Here is a 16,711-nt window from a genome sequence, read left to right on the forward strand (position 1 = left end):
TCCAATCTCCCTGTGCGGATGAAAAAGGTCTACCCATCGTTCAGGTCACAGCCCGGAGTCGAATCGGCTTACCCGATGAGCATAGCTGACTTTGTGCCAGAGGCAGCAGGCAATGGCACGCATCATTGTTAACATTATCAATTTTTACGTTCAGGGAAGCTGCTTATTGATCTCTACCGCGATGGACTGATGCCCATCCCAGGGCGTTACGGCGCTCAGCCCCAGCCAGTCACCCGGCTGCGGATTGGCGCTGCCATCGCGTGAAACGCGCACCCTTACTGCGACCTGATGCTGCGCCGAAAGCAGGCGATCTGGCATCATGGCGTTACTGTCATCCAGCGTCAGCGTCAGCGGGAAATGACTCAGCGGCATCCGCTTAACCGCCACCGGCACGGGTGAATCCCCGTCAGAAACCGAAATATACAACACTCCGTCTGGCGGTAACATTTTTTCTGCCTCAGGTGTCAGCGTCACGGTCAGCGCCAGCTGACGACTCTGCTGCCCTGCCTCACTTCTGGCCTTTTCAATGCTGCGGGCGATCATCGCGTGCCGCTTGTCATCGGCAGGCAACAGAGCTAACAGCGTCTGCCATGCGTCGATAGCCTGATCGTATTGCTGCTGTCCGTAAGCATTAAACGCCAGCAGGCTCAGCGTCCGCAGGTTGTGCGGATCTGCTTTCAGCAATGATTGCAGCAGCAGTGACGCCTGCCGGTTATCCTGCGGGTCAGAAGATCGCGTCAGAACCTCTGCATAATCCTGTTTGAGCGCCAGATCGTTGGGGGCCAGCTGTAAAGCATGCTCAAAGGCCTGACTGGCGATCTCTGTATTATTCAGCACCATGCCGAGCCGCCCCAGCATCGTCCAGTCGGCCAGATTATCCGGTTCTGTTTGCAACGCGGTACGCAATCCGAGCTCTAAACGCGCCAGCTCTTCCATGCTCAGCGGTTTAGCGCCAGGGTCCATCAGACGAGCACGCAGCTCAGGATACGCCTGCTGCACCTGCATCCAGCCAGTGAATTGTGCCAGGCCGCCGGTTTTCAGATAAGTGCCCAGCGAGACCGCAATCAGTACAATCAGGCCTGGCAGCAAAATCCAGCGGCTGCTGGTGTGTGATTGCATTGCCTGTGACGGCGGAATATCCGCCAGTAGTGTCTGCTGTAATTCCCGCTCCATCAGCGGACGTTCAGCGACCACGCCCTGCGCTTCATCCTGCGCCAGCTCATCTATGCGTTGATGGTAGAAGCGCTGATTAAGACGATCGCGATCGCCTGTGCTGGCCTGACGTTGCCGCCAGCCCGCCGCCATAAACAGCGTGCAGGCTGCCAGCAGTAACAGAAAAAGGGTGATCCAAAATGCACTCATTACGGCTTCCTGTCTGACTTCAGTAGCGCATTAAGACGCTGTTGCTCATCTTCATCCAGCTCGCTGCGGGTTTTACGCTGACGGCTGCGCAGGATGATCACCGCGCCGCCCAGTAGCGCAAACAGCGCCGGGCCCGCCCAGAGAATCAGGGTGGAGGGCGTGACCGGTGGCGAATAGCTGACGAAATTGCCGTAACGCGCCACCATATAGTCGATGATCTGCTGCCGACTCTGGCCCTGCTTCATCAGCTCGTAGACTTTTAATCGCATGTCGGCGGCAATCATGGCATTCGAGTCGGCGATGCTGTTGTTCTGACATTTCGGACAACGCAATGACGCAGTCAGGTCACGGTATTGCTCTTCCTGGGCTACCGAATCAAATTGCAGCGTGTCGATGGTCGCCCAGAGATTGATGCTGAACAGCAGGCCGCAGAGCAGTAACAGCGTTCTCATGATCCCGCCTCCGCGCTGTATTTCATCCACAACGGTTTCACTTCCTGCTCCCAGACACGCGCATTCAGATCGCCCGCATGGCGATAACGAATGATTCCTTTGCCGTCGATCAGGAAGGTTTCCGGCGCGCCATAGACACCAAGATCGAGTCCCAGCATACCGTTGCCATCATAAAGACTCAGCGCATAGGGATTGCCCAGCGTGTTCAGCCAGTTAACGGCCTTGCGTCGATCGTCTTTGTAGTTCAGCCCCACCACGCGGATGCCCTGCTCCGCCAGCGTATTCAGATACTGATGCTCTGCGCGGCAGGTCGGACACCAGGTCGCCCAGACATTCAGCAACATCGGCTTGCCATCCCTCAGCACATGCTGATCGTAGATTTTGCCCGGCTGATCCAGTGCTTCCAGCCGGAACAGCGGCACCGGTTTGCCAATCAGCGCAGATTCGAGTCGGGTCGGATCGTCACCCTCGGCATTGCGGGTCAGCTGCCACAGCAGCGCCGCCGCCAGCAGCAGAAACAGCATCAGGGGAATGAACAGGATTTTCTTATTCATGTCCGCGCCTCCGTTTCCGCTTTTTTGCGCGAACGGTAGCGGGGATCGAACAGGCAGAATAGGCCACCCAGCGCCATCAGTGCGCCACCGAACCAGATCCAGCGAACAAAGGGTTTGTAGTAAATGCGCACGGCCCAGCTGTCATCATCCAGCTCTTCGCCCAGCGCCGCATAGAGATCGCGGCTGAAACCGCCATCGATCGCCGCTTCAGTCATCATGGTGCGGGCAGCGGTGTAAAAGCGTTTTTCCGCCTGCAGTGTTGCTTCATGTTTGCCGTTGCGGGTGACATCAATAATACCCATGCCGCCGCTGTAGTTCGGCCCCTGCAGATTCTGCACACCACGGAAGACAAAGTGATAGTGATGAATATCGACACTATCGCCCGCCTTCATCCGCACATCGCGCTCCACGCTGTACTGCGTGCTGAATGCAATGCCAATCACCGTGACCCCTACGCCCAGATGGCCCAGCACCATGCCCCAGTGACTGCGTGACAGATGACGTAATCCGGCAAAGAACGGGTGACGATGGGTGGCGCGTTCGTGCAGCTCCAGCAGTGTCAGTACAATAATCCAGAGCGACATCAGCAGGCCAACCACGGTCATCGCCTCAATGCGATCCTGCAACCACCAGGGAATGATCATGGAACAGGCCAGGGTCACGATCAGCGCCAGCGCCAGCCGTTTTGCCAGCTTTTGCGGTTCATCGCGACGCCAGCGCACCAGCGGTCCGATTCCCATCAGTAGCGCAAACGGCGCCATCAGCCAGCTGAACATGGTGTTGAAGAACGGCTCGCCGACCGAAATGCTGCCCAGCCCCAGTTGCTTATGTACCAGTGGCAACAGCGTGCCGAGCAGGACCACCAGCATTGCGGCAATCAACAGCACATTATTGCCCAGCAAAAATGATTCGCGCGACCAGGTTTCATTCTGTACCCGGCCACGCACCTGCCCGCCTTTGATGGCGTAAAGCAGCAGCGAACTGCCGATGACAATCACCAGAAACGCGAGGATAAACATCCCGCGCGCCGGATCGGAGGCGAAGGAATGCACCGACACCAGCACCCCGGATCGCACCAGGAACGTCCCCAGCAGGCTCAGCGAAAACGCCGTAATCGCCAGCAGCACAGTCCACGCTTTGAAGGTGCCACGCTTTTCAGTGACCGCCAGCGAGTGCATCAGGGCGGTGCCCGCCAGCCACGGCATAAACGACGCATTTTCAACCGGATCCCAGAACCACCAGCCGCCCCAGCCCAGCTCGTAATAGGCCCACGCCGATCCCAGTACGATGCCAATGGTCAGAAAGACCCAGGCCGCAGTCGTCCACGGGCGTGACCAGCGCGCCCAGGCGGTATCCAGCCGGCCAGCCATCAGTGAGGCGATGGCAAACGCAAACGCCACCGAAAAGCCGACATAGCCCATATAGAGCAGCGGCGGATGGAAGATCAGGCCGATATCCTGCAGCATGGGATTCAGGTCATGGCCGTCTATCGGGAAGTCCGGCAGCGTGCGGCAAAACGGATTAGACGTCAGCAGGATAAACAGCAGGAAGCCAAGATTGATCATCCCCATCACTGCCAGCACGCGTGCCAGCGCATCCTGCGGCATACCACGACTGAATATCGCCACCGCCAGTGTCCAGGTGCTCAGCAGCAACACCCACAACAGCAGCGATCCTTCATGTGCGCCCCAGGTGGCGGCGATGCGATAGTAAACCGGCAGCAGGCTGTTAGAGTTGGTGACGACATAGGCAACGGTAAAGTCGTTGCTGATAAAGGCCCAGACCAGCAGTGCAAACGCCGCAGCGATACAGACAAACAGACCCGAGGCCAGCGGACGCGCCATCGCCATCAGGCGGGCATCCTGGCGCACCGCGCCCCACAGTGGATAGCTGCTCAGCAACAGGGAGAGGCCCAGCGCCAGGCAGAGCAGAAAGGTTCCGATTTCGGGCATCATGATGATTTATTTCCCACCTGATAGCGCGACTGCGGGCCGGTTTGATCACTCTTCATCGCGTTTTCAATCTCCGGCGGCGTATATTTCTCATCATGTTTTGCCAGAACCTCTTTGGCGATCACCTGGTTGCCCGCCGCCAGCACGCCCTGCGCGACAACGCCCTGCCCTTCACGGAACAGGTCCGGCAGGATCCCTTCAAAACTGACGCTGACCACACCACGCGCATCATAAAGTTTGAACGACACAGCCAGCGTTTTCGGATCGCGCCGGACGCTGCCGGGCATCACCATGCCACCGACGCGCAGCCGCTGTCCCGCTTCGGGCTTCTCGTGCGCCTCCCCTTTGCCGTAGAGGATTTCGCCTGGGGTATAGAAGAGATCGATGTTTGAGCGCAGCGCATACATCACCAGCGCGGTGGCCAGGCCAAGACCGAGCAGGATCGCCAGGGCCGCATAAAGGCGGTTGCGTCGACGGATATTCACAACTTCTCTCCTGCCGCTTCAGTCGCGGCTTTTTTCGATTTTGCTGCCCGGATGCGACGTTCACGTGCGTCACGCTGGCGAATTTCCGCCAGCAAACGGCGGCGCAGTAACAGGGTATGCAGCGTCAGGCCGATCAGTGAAAGCAACGTGCAGGCCACTGCCAGCCAGACGTAGAAAGCGTAACCGCCCATCGCAAAGAAGGCGTGCCAGGAGGAAAAGGCTGGAGTCATGCCTGCTCCCCCCGCTTCGCCACATCAATCGCCCAGGGACGATGACGTTCGGTTAACAGAATCAGGTTACGCAGTCGCATCAGCGTCAGCGTAATAAAGACCAGCAGATAACCGAGGATTGCCCAGCGCAGCGGCGTGCGCATAACCGGCGCAATCGCCTGCTGGAGAATGCCCGACGAGCCCTGATGCAGGGTATTCCACCACTGCACGGAGAAGTGAATGATTGGCAGATTGACCACGCCGACCAGAATCAAAATACCCGCTGCCCGGCCTGCGGTGCGGCGGTCATCAAAAGCGTGATACAGCGCAATCACGCCCATATAGAGGAACAGCAGTACCAGCTCTGATGTGAGGCGGGCATCCCAGATCCACCACGTGCCCCACATCGGTTTGCCCCATGCCGAGCCGGTGACCAGCGCAATAAAGGTAAAAACCGCACCCACCGGAGCCATGGCGGCGGAAACCAGATCGGCCATTTTCATCTGCCACACAAGGCCGATAAAGGCGGCGATGGCCATTGAAGCATAAACACCCATCGACCACATCGCAGCGGGCACATGAATGTACATGATGCGAAAGCTGTCGCCCTGCTGATAGTCAGCGGGTGCGTATCCAAATCCCCAGACCCAGCCCAGCAGCAACGCCGCCAGCCCGGCGATGGCGAACCACGGAACCAGTCGCCCCGAAAACTGATAAAGCCGTTCGGGTCTGGCCAGCTGATGTAACGCTTTCCACATATCAAATGCTCACATTAACGATAAAAGAGTGTTGCCGCGTCTTGTACGCGCGGTTATTGCAAAGTGGCTATTGCAACGTGATGCGTAGCGCCGCCGCCGTAGCAAACGGCGCGAGCGTCGCACTGCCCACCAACATAGCGCCAAGAATCGCCAGATAGCCGCCAATCGGCAACCCCTGACTGGCCGCCTCCATCGCCGCACTGGCGAAGATTAAAACCGGAATAGCCAGCGGTAATACCAGCAGGCTCAGCAGCACGCCGCCGCGCCGTAAACCCACCGTCAGACCCACGCCAATCGCACCGAGAAAACTCAGGGTTGGCGTACCCAGCAACAGCGTCAGGGCCATTGCCCGCCAGCCATTAAAATCCAGTGACAGCAGCAGCGCGGCCAGCGGCGACAGGATAATCAGTGGCACGCCAGTGACCAGCCAGTGCGCCACCACTTTGCCGATAACCGTTACCGGCAGCGGCGTCGGCAGCAACACCAGTTGCTCCAGCGAGCCATCGCTGAAGTCATCACGGAACAGACGCTCCAGCGCCAGCAGCGACGCCAGCAGCGCAGCAACCCAGGCAACGCCCGGTGCAATGCGAGCCAGCTGTTGCGGGTCCGGTCCGATACCTAAAGGAAACAGGGTAATGACGATCAGGAAAAACCAGAGTGGATTGACGACATCCGCGCCGCCACGAAAGGCGATGCGTAATTCACGCTGGATGAGGCGAAACAGCATCACTCTGCCTCCACATCGCCGAGGCGAATTTTACGCACCCGCGCTGCCTCTGCAGGCAAATCCTGATGGGTGGTCAGGATCACTGCACCGCCGTTATCGGCATGCCGGGCGAACTGCGCCATTAATTTTTCAATACCCGCTTTGTCGATGGCGGTCAGCGGCTCGTCAAGAATCCATAGGCGAGCCTGACTGAGCCACAGACGTGCCAGCGCTACCCGACGCTGCTGTCCTGCCGACAACCGGCTGACGGGCACCTCTTCGTCGCCCGTGAGATCGACACTTTCCAGCGCAGCAAAAATCTGCGCATTACTGCAATCGGGATGGTAAAAGCGCAGATTTTCCAGTGGCGTGAGCACGCCTTTGACGCCGGGCTGATGACCCAGATAGAGCATCGCCTGATGCCAGCTTTCACGCTGACGCAGGATCGACTGCTGCTGCCAGCGTATTTCACCCTCTTCAGGACGGCTCAGCCCGGCCAGCAGGCGCAGCAACGAGGTTTTACCGGCACCATTGGGGCCTTCAATCTGCACAATGTCACCTGCGGATACGCGAAATGAGAGCCGCCGGAACAGCGACCGTTCGTCGTATGCACAAGTGAGTGTAATGATTTCCAGCATTGAAGGGGGAGTCGCACCAGCTAAAAGTGGCCGGGATATTACCACAATGTTGCTGTGGGCCGAAGTGTGAGCCAGCGCTCAGTTTCGCTGGTAAGGGATTATTCGTGCGTTTTCATCAGCAGTCTGAATAAAAATGCAGTTCCGAAAAACGTTGTTACGCTTATTCGCATCGGACGTTACATTTCCGGCAAATAAAAAACGGCTACGCTTATAACGTTACAGCACTATCACCAGGAGAAAATATGAAGCCTTCATCAGGTAATGAGCAGGGTCCTAACGACGTAGAGAGCGAAGAGAAGGACAAGGGCACTGACATCGAAGTTGATGAGGAGGCTTTACCCTCCCGCGCGGCTGCGATTCATGAAGAGATTCGCCAGGATGGAGAAAAGGAGCTGGAGCGCGACGGTATGGCGCTGCTCTGGTCAGCTATCGCGGCAGGCTTGTCCATGGGCGCTTCGCTGATGGCTAAAGGGATATTTAAGGTGCATCTGGATGGCGTACCGGGCGCATTCCTGCTGGAAAATCTCGGTTATACCTTTGGTTTTGTTATTGTCATTATGGCGCGCCAGCAGCTGTTTACTGAAAATACCGTTACCGCCGTATTACCGGTGATGCACAAACCCACCTGGGGTAACACGGGCCTGCTGTTACGGTTATGGGGCATTGTGTTGCTGGGTAACCTGATTGGTACAGCGCTGGGTGCGCTGGCCTTCAATGAGATGCCAATTTTTGACGAGGCCACCCGCCAGGCGTTTACCGACATCAGCATGAAGGTCATGGAAAACACGCCAGGCGAGATGTTTGCCAATGCGGTCATTTCCGGCTGGATTATCGCCACCATGGTCTGGATGTTTCCCTCTGCGGGCGGCGCGAAACTGCTGGTGATTGTGATGATGACCTGGCTGGTTGCGCTGGGCGACCTGGCACACATTGTCGTGGGCTCGGTGGAAGTGCTCTATCTGGTGTTTAACGGTAGCATTAGCTGGCATGAATTCCTGTGGCCGTTTGCCCTGCCGACTCTGCTCGGCAACATCACTGGCGGCACCCTGATTTTTGCGTTGATCAGCCACGCGCAGATTCGCAATGACATGAGTGAAGCCGCTGTGGCCAAAGCAAAAGCTGAGAAGCGGAAGCAGGAAAAACGCCGCCAGCGAGAAGAGCAGGAAAACGCGGAATAAATGGCGGGGCAGACAAGGCTGATTTACCGGTTTTGTCTGCCTTTCAGGCATGCTGGCTGAACCTTTGATATTGAGATCAAACCGTCAGGCTAAAGCAGAGAATCTTTTCAGCGTGAACGATCTGCGCGCGTCATGTTTAACCGCGTTCAGTGCAGAAAATCGGGATTGCTGGCGTAATGAGCAAACGCGCGGCAACCTGGTGAATTTTCAGGACTGTTTCGCTATACTGCACGCCGCTGTCCTCTTAGTTAAATGGACTAAGTGATAAAACAACCCAATACCATGAATTTAAAACACTTTACCACTGAAACCCCACTTCAAAAGTACACATTTAAGTACTGTTTTTTTTATATTTAAAGTTTAGTGCTGCTTGGTCGATAAAACTGACAATAAGTACGTTGTGCATTATGCTTTTTTTGCAAATCCTGCTTTTCAGAGTGACAACTGGGTTGTTAATGGTAGAATTTGCATCCTGCATAAAAAGAAATAATGAAAAAAATATTTACTTTTCACTTAGTTACTTCATAAAAGGCATTCATGCAACCTCAAGCGAAACCAGCTTCTCAGTCTGTTAACAATTCGTTATGGGATTTTATTAGTTCCCATACCGTTCCCCCACAGGCTGAGATTGACGAGTTTGAAAAGGCCATTAGCTTTGAAGTAGAGCCGTTTCGTTCATATCTGAATGGTCTTCTTATGGCCTCACTTAATGATTTCGATGCAGCAATGTCATACTTTGCAAAGGCGTTAGAATCTGAAAATGAGTTCATAGCATCTAACTACCTTGCTTATCTTGGCTTTAGCGCTCATAACTATCTTCATCGGAAAGAACTTTTCCGGTTGGAAGAGCGCTACTGTACTTCCGAACATCGACTCGTTGCGCGGAACGTAGCTTTTACGATTGGAAACAAAAAGCTCACCCGGAAGTATAACTTAAAGTTATTAGCAATGTATGATGGAGAAGAACGTCAACGCTACATGGATGAAGGGGTTCGCATGGTTTCCATGATTGAAGAGTTCCAAAAAGCTTCGACCCTTACTTCTGGTGAGATTGAAGCACTATGTGATGAAGTTGAAGACATCGCCAACCGTCATGGAGTCAACTGCGTGGGCGCTCATTATTTCATCAACTCAGATGATGACAATGCCTATGTAATGAGAGCTGAAACAGAAGATCCATACATTCTTGCCAAGCTTAATAATGAACTTTCCTTCCTGCTTGCCGATGATAAGTATATCGGTAAACCTTTTACATCTTGGTTCAAAAGCGACCGGAGCAGAAAGGAGAAATTTCAATGAGCATAAAGGGAAGAGAGTTTTTAGATTTTGCTAATCGTTGCCTTGAGCAGGGCGATGAAATTGCGTTTAGGAATGCAGTGGGTAGAGCTTACTACGGCGCATATCATGAAGTTTGCGGCATTCTTGAGAAAGCTGTTTTTGTACATACTCATAAAGATATACGAGATTACCTAGTGCAGCGCTCTTGGTTTAAGGGTAATGAGCCATTCGACAAAATGACCATGATTTCACTGGGTTCTCGACTCAAACAAATGCATACTAACAGAGTATCAGCAGACTATGACTTGGCTGAAACGTTCAGCGATGTAGATGCGAAAGCCGCATTAATACAAGCACAGCTATTTATAGATGACGTGGATACTATGTTTGAAAAGGTTTACCCAAAGCCTCCTGCCGCTTAGTCTGATATCATTTAGAAGAGCCATTTAATCAGTTGATGCGTACGCGTTTTTGCAAAAAAAGCAGCCTACAAGGCTGCTTTCAATTTTTTAAAAACTAATCATAGCTACACCGTTGGCCAGTGCGGCTCATAAACAACCACTATCTCAGCTGTTACCTTCCCCAGCACGATAATCCCTTCCAGGCCATCGCCATCGATTGTCTCGCCGTCTGAGGTGATAATTCCTGTTTTGAACAATCTGCCCAACTGCGAATAGTCACTGAGCTGGAATACTACTTTGTCGCCCGTCTTTGACTGAACCGTTCTGTCGACAATCGCAAAACCGACCGGCGTTTCGATCATCAGCATGTGAGTCGGATGTGGCATAAGAAGTTTGTTCAAGTCGATGCGGCCTTCAACGTAATCAGACGCAGGTGATGGGAAGCCCATATCATATTCCTCCGTTCGGGTTAAACTGACGGTAGGTCTTAGCCTCACCCTCCTGCGTCGATGTATCGCAGAACGTCGCCGTATTTGCCTTTATCCACTGGTTAGCCTCGCGCAGGCTGAAGTGCCAGTTAACCAGCTCCAGCTGATGGACAAATTCCTGAGTCTTGACGATGACACCCAGCCCCGGCTCTCGCCTCATGGCAGCCATGAATGCCGCCTTAATGTCACTTTCTCTCGCCATGATAAATTCCCCTCTTAAAAGAACTGTATGGATAAACAGTAATGCCGATCGGTAGGATTGATCAAGGCGGACCAGTTCACAGATTTGTAAAGGGTTTGAGAGGTAAGGGTTTTTAATCGTGCGGGAGTGGCGGTGAGTAACTAATCTCAAATGACCCACCCCGTAGCCTGCTCAGATAGGAGTGCAAGAGTCATTGCCCGGTCGCTGGGCCTTTTTCAAAGGCGTGGATTCAGGATGCGGGCTTTTCAGGCCATGTAATATCGGGTGCCTTTGTCAGGTCGATGCGATTAACCGCCACCCGGTACTTCTTCCAATCCTTGATTGCAGCCTCTTCTTCTTCAGTAGCCTCACCTATATCAACAGCATCCTGAAGTGGCGCCATAAGGTTAGCAGCCTCATACAGCCGCTGAATTTTTTCAGCCTGAGCCTCCTGCTGGTGCTGCTCTGCAGTTTTAACTGGATTCTTCTCTACACGCGGTCCGTTTTCGTCAAAAATGGAATAGTATCCCTCGGGAGGTGAGCACCAGTTTTTATAGTCCTCTTCACTTATTTCATTGAAGTCCGATAGCGTGAGGCCCGTCTGAATCAGAGTGGCTTCTTTAGCGGACTCGGTGTCCATGAAGTAGAACCCCCGAACGCCCTCTTTAGTTGTGTACATCATGTGTTGACTACTCCGATGGCTGTATAATTTAACTGGACCTGTGATGTGACAGGCGTCCCGTCTTTGTTCGTGATAAAAGCCTGAAATCCGCCTGCACCGATATAGGTGATACTGATAAAAAGCGTCGAGGCCACCTGCCCGTTACCATTACACACAACAACACTGGTCGGCGCGGATGCAAATGCTGTAGCAAATGTCACTGTCGCCGTTCCCTGGCTCGGAACCGGAGCAGCAGCATCACAAACAACCCTTACAGACTGAGTCTGGGATACCGGCGCAACTGCTGCCCTGCTGCTGCCAGAAATGCCAAGGTTAACAGCTGTCTGCCCTGACACTGCGCGACTTGAGAAAGAAAGCGCTCCTGACAAAACTCCGCCGCTTTTATCGTATTTATTGCTGAGGGATGTTGTGAGCGAATTCCAGGATGGGCCGCTGTACTGACTTCCATCAGGCAGGGTGACCGTTATATTTCCGCTACCATAATAAACCTGTTGCCAGTTAGCCTTGTCCAGATTAAGCCCGCGAATAGCTTTCGCAACATCGGCGGCCACCTGTGCAGTAATCCCGACAAGTGCCGCATTTGGGACTGCAGTCCATGCCACACCAGATGCGTTAGGTCCGTTGTAAGCAGTAATGAGAGTAACGCCTGTTGCTGAGTTGACCGACTGCACGCCGAGCGTATAGGTAATGCCGCCAACAACCGCAACAATAAAGTCATTCGCTTTCAGCTCAGTCGTGAAGCTGGTACCCGATCCATTCACAGCTGTTGAGTTGTTTGTTAATGCAATAGTGCCTGCTGGCATAGCTTTCTCCGGGCAATAAAAAACCCGGCGCGGTGGCCGGGTTAATTGATTTGAGTTATTTACTATTTATCGCAGGTGCTTTTGGTGAAGTTCGCCTTTGATACCCACTTCCATCCAAACGGGTTTCCCGCGTAATATTGTGTCTGATTGGCTACTTTCTTAATGCCGTAAATCGGAACGGATACGTCCTGACCACCAATCCGGGCAGTCGCTGAGCACTGCTGAGGTGGTAAAACCTGACAGCCAGCAAGAGCAGATACGGCAAGACATAACACAATCTTTTTCATGATTTTCATCCTTGTTTGAGTTATGCATCTTATACATACATACCCAAAATACATCAAACAAATTGATGTATTTCAAAGATCGATTTTATTAATATCTCTGAACGTTAACTGCTACCAGACGGTTTCGGTAGTTAGTCATGGTTCCTGTGCCTCCCCCTCCAGTATTAAGGTTTCCAATATAGCCACTGGTAACCTGTGTTGTGCTGCCATTAAATCTGGCGCTGCTTGCATATTGAGCAACAACCGGATAAACCTGACCTCCCTGACTCACTGTTCCCGTATAATTACCAGTGTAAGCAGGAGCCACTGCCCACTCGCCTGACAATGTGAAGTTGGCGTTGAATCCTGAACCCGAGTCAGACCCCTCATCTCCGAGCTTTTGCACATCTCGCAGGACCTTTGTCTCATTCGTTAAAATGCATCTGCCCTGAGAATCATTTATTTGAATGCCCCATGCAGGGACTGGCTGAAATTGGTAACCAAAAATATAAACATTGACCGTTCTTGCGGCTCCAGCACAGCGCAAGCTCCAGACTCCCCCAGATAACTCCATCGCTTCACAAGTGTTTTGGCCGCTTCCCTGAGCGCCATTACTGTTGACGAAAACAAACCTGATGACGCCATCGTTATTGAATAGATTAATGACAGCCCCGCTCCCTGATGCTGCTGGCACACTAAGCACTCTTTTTTCAAGAAGCGTTAATGGCATTGTGTCACCAATATAAAATGGCACTCCTGCTGAGTCTGTCAGCATTGCTCCATAGGACATATCACCTCACGAACACCAGTATATTTCCCGGAACATTTGGAAAGGTGCCAGAGGAGTAGTCAGAGCTTGCCACCTGACTAACAACTATACTGGCACCGCTCGCATATATTTTCTTTCTGCCAGTGCCATTCCTGTCACCATTGGGCTGAAAGAGGTAATCAAGTGAATAACCTGACGGCAATGAAAATGCCTGGCTGTAATTACTTGTTGCATCGATAGACATAACGCCGAGCGCGTTTATTTTAACGAGCCCGGTGTTATTATCGACTCCGCTTGCATCCCATGTTCCGAAGCCATATGCCATTAGCTGAGTTTCCCCATTCTAACGCGCAGAACGCCACTGCCGTCATAGACCGATATCTGGTTGTTGGTTTGCACCATCCGACCATTACCGGGCTCATAGCCATTATTTTCAAAGGTTCCGTCTTTGCTTAGCCTCCATCCCGTCGCGCCTGCAACATAATTTGTAGACTCAATATATGCCGCGATCATCGCGCTTGTGATCGTCGCATCACCAATAAACGCCTGATTGATGATGGTCTGCCCGTTCTGGATAGCAAAGAAGGTTTTCGGTGTTGCGCCAACCTGCGACATTACGGCAAAGCGGTCAGCCAGGAACAGCACCTGTGTCTGCATGCCGGAAGGAGAATTCTCTACCCCTATTCCCATACCAGCCGCGTACTGGCGACCGTTGCTGTCCACGGCGACTTTCACTGAGTACTGTGCAGAGAGTTTACCATTTGTGTCAGCCAGGGCTGTTGACGTCTGCTGAACAACAGCTGTGTTCTGGTCTACGGTCGCCTGTATCTGTTCAAACTTCTGGGCATACGCCTGTTCGTTAGTTGCGATGGTCTGCTTCACCGTCAGGATGTCAGCACGGTTTTTGCCAGCCTCTGCTATCTGGTGATCAACCGTTGCATCGAGGTTCAGCGCGTTCTGCAGCATGGCATCAATGTTGGTATCGACTTTGGCAATGAGCTGCTTACCGGCATCTGTTTTCAGGACCTGCTCGGTAATGTCGCCCAGCAACGCGGTCGCATCAACACTGCTGGCACCCTCCACAAACTTTGTCCAGTCGCCGGTATTGCCAATGCGGTCCACCAGCCGGGCGCGGTACCAGCGGCGAACGCCAGCGGGCATCGGTCCGTGCTGGTAGCTGACACCGGGATAAGGAACATAAGCCAGAAACTGTGGGTTCTGCCCGTCAGCAGTTGTGGCCACCTGAATCTCAGTGTAAGAAGTATCACCAGAACCATCAGGAAACGCCCAGGTCACATCAATTGCCCAGACCACATTATCAGTGGCGCGGAGGTTAACCGGCGTGCCCGGCTTACCTGCTTTGCCAATTAGTGAGGTTGAATCGGCGTATCCCCACGGGGAAGATACCTCAGCGGCATTCACAGCACGCACGCGAACATCATAAACGCCGGTGTAAATGCCCTGAATGCTGAAGCCCTGAGCACTGGTGACTGCAACGTTAATCCAGTCGCCTTTGTCCTTGCGCCACTGCGCTACATAGCTGATCGCACCCTCAACGCGATCCCACGTCACCTGCATTGATGAGACAGACATCCCCTGCTCAACAAAGCTGACTTCACCAATTCTGATGTTGGCCGGCGCCTTCAGCACGCTGATGGGCGTTACCGTAACTGGCGCTGGCTCAATGCGCACGCCGTCATCAATGTAACGGTACTTATTCGGGTCATGCTGCACGCCGGTAATAGTAAACGTGCCGTCATCATTCCCGGCTACTGAGGTGATGCGGAAATACTGAATTGCCAGCTTATCGCTGTCGATGGCCCAGACTGCCCCCGCCACCGGCGTAATGCGGAATGAGGTGTTCACGCTGACCGTTTTCTTATCGGCGCTGATACTGCCGATTGTGCGTGTCTGCGCGGTACCGTCTGGCAAATTTACAACCAGTCTGTCACCTGCAGCGTAATCAACTGCACGGTCGAGCGTGATGCGCAGTCCGTTAACCGAACTGATGCGGCCACCGTTCTGCTTACCGCTACGGAACGGGTCCGCTACACCGATAATCTCAGCCGGAATTGGGATGTAACCATCCAGACCTACGCCGAATGAAACCGTACCGTCTTTGGCGTTAGAAAGAATGGCCCAGCGACCGCGTCGGTGTGCCTCGCTCTGAGAGGTACAGCCGATAGCGGTGAGGCTCATCTCGCGCACATCGTAGCGCTGCACGAGGTCTGAGTCGTAGACGCCCTCAACAGTATCGGAATAGTGGTTAATAGGATCGGACCAGCTCACCTGACAGGAGGAATAGCGGTTCTTGTAACTACCACCAGCATAAGTGAACAGGCCGTCAATGACGTTAGCGGCGTGGTAAACGAAATCAACGTCAACGTTGCCGTCTGAATCAACCTGCGGCACGTCTGCATTGACGAAAATCTGGCTGTTTCCCCAGAAAGTTATGCCACGGAATATAGCCGCAATGTCCTTCAGTACTGTGTAAGCGTCCTGCTGGCTCTGAATGAAAACATTACAGGTAAAGCGCGGTTCTGTGCCGCCTGCGCCGTCTGACACCATTTGATCGCAATACTGAGAAATGCTGTACAGCTCCCACTTGTCGATCATGGTGGCATCGACACGCGTCCCCATACCAAAAATTTTATCCAGCACCAAGTCATAGAAAATCCATGCCGGGTTATTGGTATAGGCATATTTGAAATCACCCTGCCATGTTCCAGCATAGGTGCGCGTCACCGGATCATAAGTTGTCGGAACGCGAACCAGTCGCCCTTTTGGCTTGCAGGTTACCTTCGGAGCCTGTCCGCTGAACTGGCTCGCATCGACCTCAATATAAAGTAGTGCGGTGTTGGGATAGCGAAGTTTGCTGTCGATGACCTCTGCAAAAGAAAACACCTTAAAGCCATTTACCAGCTTTGAGGATGTCGAGTCTGCGGTGATGCGGCGCACCCGGATAGACCAGCCGGATGTTGCTTTAGGTAAATCAATGCGGTGATCGCGCTGATATTCAGAGGTGGTTTTACCATTGAAACTGCCATTAACAACGGTGACCCATGAACTGCCGTCTGTTGAAAGGTCAATAGCGTACTGCGTCACGGTACCTACCATGTCGCCATTGTCTTTATACTGATACTGCACCGGCAGGCTCAGCTTGATGCGAACGGCATCGAGCGTCAGATTTGAAAACTGGCGCGTCCAGGCGACAGCCTGCGTCACTGCAACGCCTACTGAAAGTTCATTATCAACTTCAGGCATGCCCTGAATATAGGTCTGGTCCTGTGTTCCCCTGCGCCAGTCCCATACGACACCGGTAAAGTTATAGGTGCCGTCTTCGTTCGCCAGTTGAGTATCGTTCAGGTAAATCTGCTGCGCGGTTAAATCACCCTGAATCTCACCTTCAGAGATAGCCAGCAGCATTTTTAATTTGGCGATAGACAGCAGGTCATCTGGCTGTTCTACCGGCGTATGGGCACTGCCGCCACCGCCTTTACTGCCCTGAATCACGGCACCTTCGAGAAGTCGCATATTTCACCCATAAAA

The 16,711-nt window shown here is 53.2% G+C and carries 20 protein-coding genes; 3 read left to right on the plus strand and 17 right to left on the minus strand.

Annotated features, from left to right (window positions below; translation table 11 throughout):
* Positions 1-150: 150 nt before the first annotated feature.
* The 9 genes from ccmI to ccmA form a co-directional block, all read right to left on the minus strand.
* Positions 151-1,362, minus strand: coding sequence for a c-type cytochrome biogenesis protein CcmI (gene ccmI / locus H7K52_RS01970; RefSeq protein ID WP_003853087.1), 1,212 nt, complete (start codon positions 1,360-1,362; stop codon positions 151-153).
* The gene (locus H7K52_RS01975) at positions 1,362-1,814 is read right to left on the minus strand and encodes a cytochrome c-type biogenesis protein (protein ID WP_003853088.1); all 453 of its coding nucleotides are present in this window, start codon (positions 1,812-1,814) and stop codon (positions 1,362-1,364) included. The genes ccmI and H7K52_RS01975 overlap by 1 nt, the downstream gene beginning before the upstream one ends.
* Complete coding sequence (locus H7K52_RS01980) at positions 1,811-2,368, minus strand: DsbE family thiol:disulfide interchange protein (RefSeq protein ID WP_182629581.1); 558 nt, start codon at positions 2,366-2,368, stop codon at positions 1,811-1,813. Before H7K52_RS01980 ends, H7K52_RS01975 begins: the two co-directional genes overlap by 4 nt.
* Positions 2,365-4,323, minus strand: a complete 1,959-nt coding sequence (locus H7K52_RS01985; RefSeq protein ID WP_182629582.1) for a heme lyase CcmF/NrfE family subunit — start codon at positions 4,321-4,323, stop codon at positions 2,365-2,367. Before H7K52_RS01985 ends, H7K52_RS01980 begins: the two co-directional genes overlap by 4 nt.
* Complete coding sequence (gene ccmE, locus H7K52_RS01990) at positions 4,320-4,805, minus strand: cytochrome c maturation protein CcmE (RefSeq protein ID WP_008926498.1); 486 nt, start codon at positions 4,803-4,805, stop codon at positions 4,320-4,322. Before ccmE ends, H7K52_RS01985 begins: the two co-directional genes overlap by 4 nt.
* Positions 4,802-5,035, minus strand: coding sequence for a heme exporter protein CcmD (ccmD, locus tag H7K52_RS01995; RefSeq protein WP_039659712.1), 234 nt, complete (start codon positions 5,033-5,035; stop codon positions 4,802-4,804). The genes ccmE and ccmD overlap by 4 nt, the downstream gene beginning before the upstream one ends.
* Complete coding sequence (locus tag H7K52_RS02000) at positions 5,032-5,772, minus strand: heme ABC transporter permease (RefSeq protein WP_008926499.1); 741 nt, start codon at positions 5,770-5,772, stop codon at positions 5,032-5,034. Before H7K52_RS02000 ends, ccmD begins: the two co-directional genes overlap by 4 nt.
* Before the next feature lie 67 nt (positions 5,773-5,839).
* Positions 5,840-6,499, minus strand: a complete 660-nt coding sequence (ccmB, locus tag H7K52_RS02005) for a heme exporter protein CcmB (protein WP_003853097.1) — start codon at positions 6,497-6,499, stop codon at positions 5,840-5,842.
* Positions 6,499-7,116 (minus strand): cytochrome c biogenesis heme-transporting ATPase CcmA, encoded by a 618-nt coding sequence (gene ccmA / locus H7K52_RS02010; protein WP_008926501.1) that lies wholly within the window; start codon positions 7,114-7,116, stop codon positions 6,499-6,501. Before ccmA ends, ccmB begins: the two co-directional genes overlap by 1 nt.
* 242 nt (positions 7,117-7,358) lie before the next feature.
* Between ccmA and H7K52_RS02015 the strand changes: the two genes are divergently transcribed.
* The 3 genes from H7K52_RS02015 (at position 7,359) to H7K52_RS02025 (ending at position 9,994) form a co-directional block, all read left to right on the plus strand.
* Positions 7,359-8,294: a formate/nitrite transporter family protein gene (locus tag H7K52_RS02015; protein WP_182629583.1), complete on the plus strand. Its 936-nt coding sequence runs from the start codon at positions 7,359-7,361 to the stop codon at positions 8,292-8,294.
* 537 nt (positions 8,295-8,831) lie between these two features.
* The gene (locus H7K52_RS02020) at positions 8,832-9,593 is read left to right on the plus strand and encodes a hypothetical protein (protein WP_182629584.1); all 762 of its coding nucleotides are present in this window, start codon (positions 8,832-8,834) and stop codon (positions 9,591-9,593) included.
* Positions 9,590-9,994 (plus strand): hypothetical protein, encoded by a 405-nt coding sequence (locus H7K52_RS02025; protein ID WP_182629585.1) that lies wholly within the window; start codon positions 9,590-9,592, stop codon positions 9,992-9,994. Before H7K52_RS02020 ends, H7K52_RS02025 begins: the two co-directional genes overlap by 4 nt.
* Positions 9,995-10,098: 104 nt before the next feature.
* On the opposite strand, the gene H7K52_RS02030 is transcribed toward H7K52_RS02025, so the two are convergent.
* From H7K52_RS02030 to H7K52_RS02060, 8 genes are all read right to left on the minus strand, one after another.
* Positions 10,099-10,374 (minus strand): phage repressor protein, encoded by a 276-nt coding sequence (locus H7K52_RS02030; protein ID WP_259400594.1) that lies wholly within the window; start codon positions 10,372-10,374, stop codon positions 10,099-10,101.
* Between the two features lie 49 nt (positions 10,375-10,423).
* Complete coding sequence (locus H7K52_RS02035; RefSeq protein WP_182629587.1) at positions 10,424-10,663, minus strand: DNA polymerase V; 240 nt, start codon at positions 10,661-10,663, stop codon at positions 10,424-10,426.
* A 229-nt stretch (positions 10,664-10,892) separates the two neighbouring features.
* Positions 10,893-11,324, minus strand: coding sequence for a tail fiber assembly protein (locus H7K52_RS02040; RefSeq protein ID WP_110411212.1), 432 nt, complete (start codon positions 11,322-11,324; stop codon positions 10,893-10,895).
* On the minus strand, positions 11,321-12,127 hold the full coding sequence (locus H7K52_RS18905) for a hypothetical protein (protein ID WP_238329298.1): 807 nt from the start codon (positions 12,125-12,127) through the stop codon (positions 11,321-11,323). Before H7K52_RS18905 ends, H7K52_RS02040 begins: the two co-directional genes overlap by 4 nt.
* A 62-nt stretch (positions 12,128-12,189) precedes the next feature.
* On the minus strand, positions 12,190-12,414 hold the full coding sequence (gene cor, locus H7K52_RS02050) for a phage exclusion lipoprotein Cor (RefSeq protein ID WP_182629588.1): 225 nt from the start codon (positions 12,412-12,414) through the stop codon (positions 12,190-12,192).
* An 88-nt stretch (positions 12,415-12,502) separates the two neighbouring features.
* Entirely contained in the window at positions 12,503-13,183 is a 681-nt protein-coding gene (locus H7K52_RS02055) for a hypothetical protein (RefSeq protein ID WP_182629589.1), read from the minus strand.
* Between the two features lies 1 nt (position 13,184).
* Entirely contained in the window at positions 13,185-13,487 is a 303-nt protein-coding gene (locus H7K52_RS18845; RefSeq protein WP_220486691.1) for a hypothetical protein, read from the minus strand.
* Positions 13,487-16,696 carry a TipJ family phage tail tip protein gene (locus tag H7K52_RS02060; protein ID WP_182629590.1) on the minus strand — a complete coding sequence of 1,070 codons (3,210 nt, stop codon included), beginning with the start codon at positions 16,694-16,696 and terminating at the stop codon, positions 13,487-13,489. Before H7K52_RS02060 ends, H7K52_RS18845 begins: the two co-directional genes overlap by 1 nt.
* Positions 16,697-16,711: the final 15 nt, after the last annotated feature.

The sequence above is a fragment of the Pantoea hericii genome (assembly GCF_014155795.1).
GTDB classification, from domain to species: domain Bacteria; phylum Pseudomonadota; class Gammaproteobacteria; order Enterobacterales; family Enterobacteriaceae; genus Pantoea; species Pantoea eucalypti.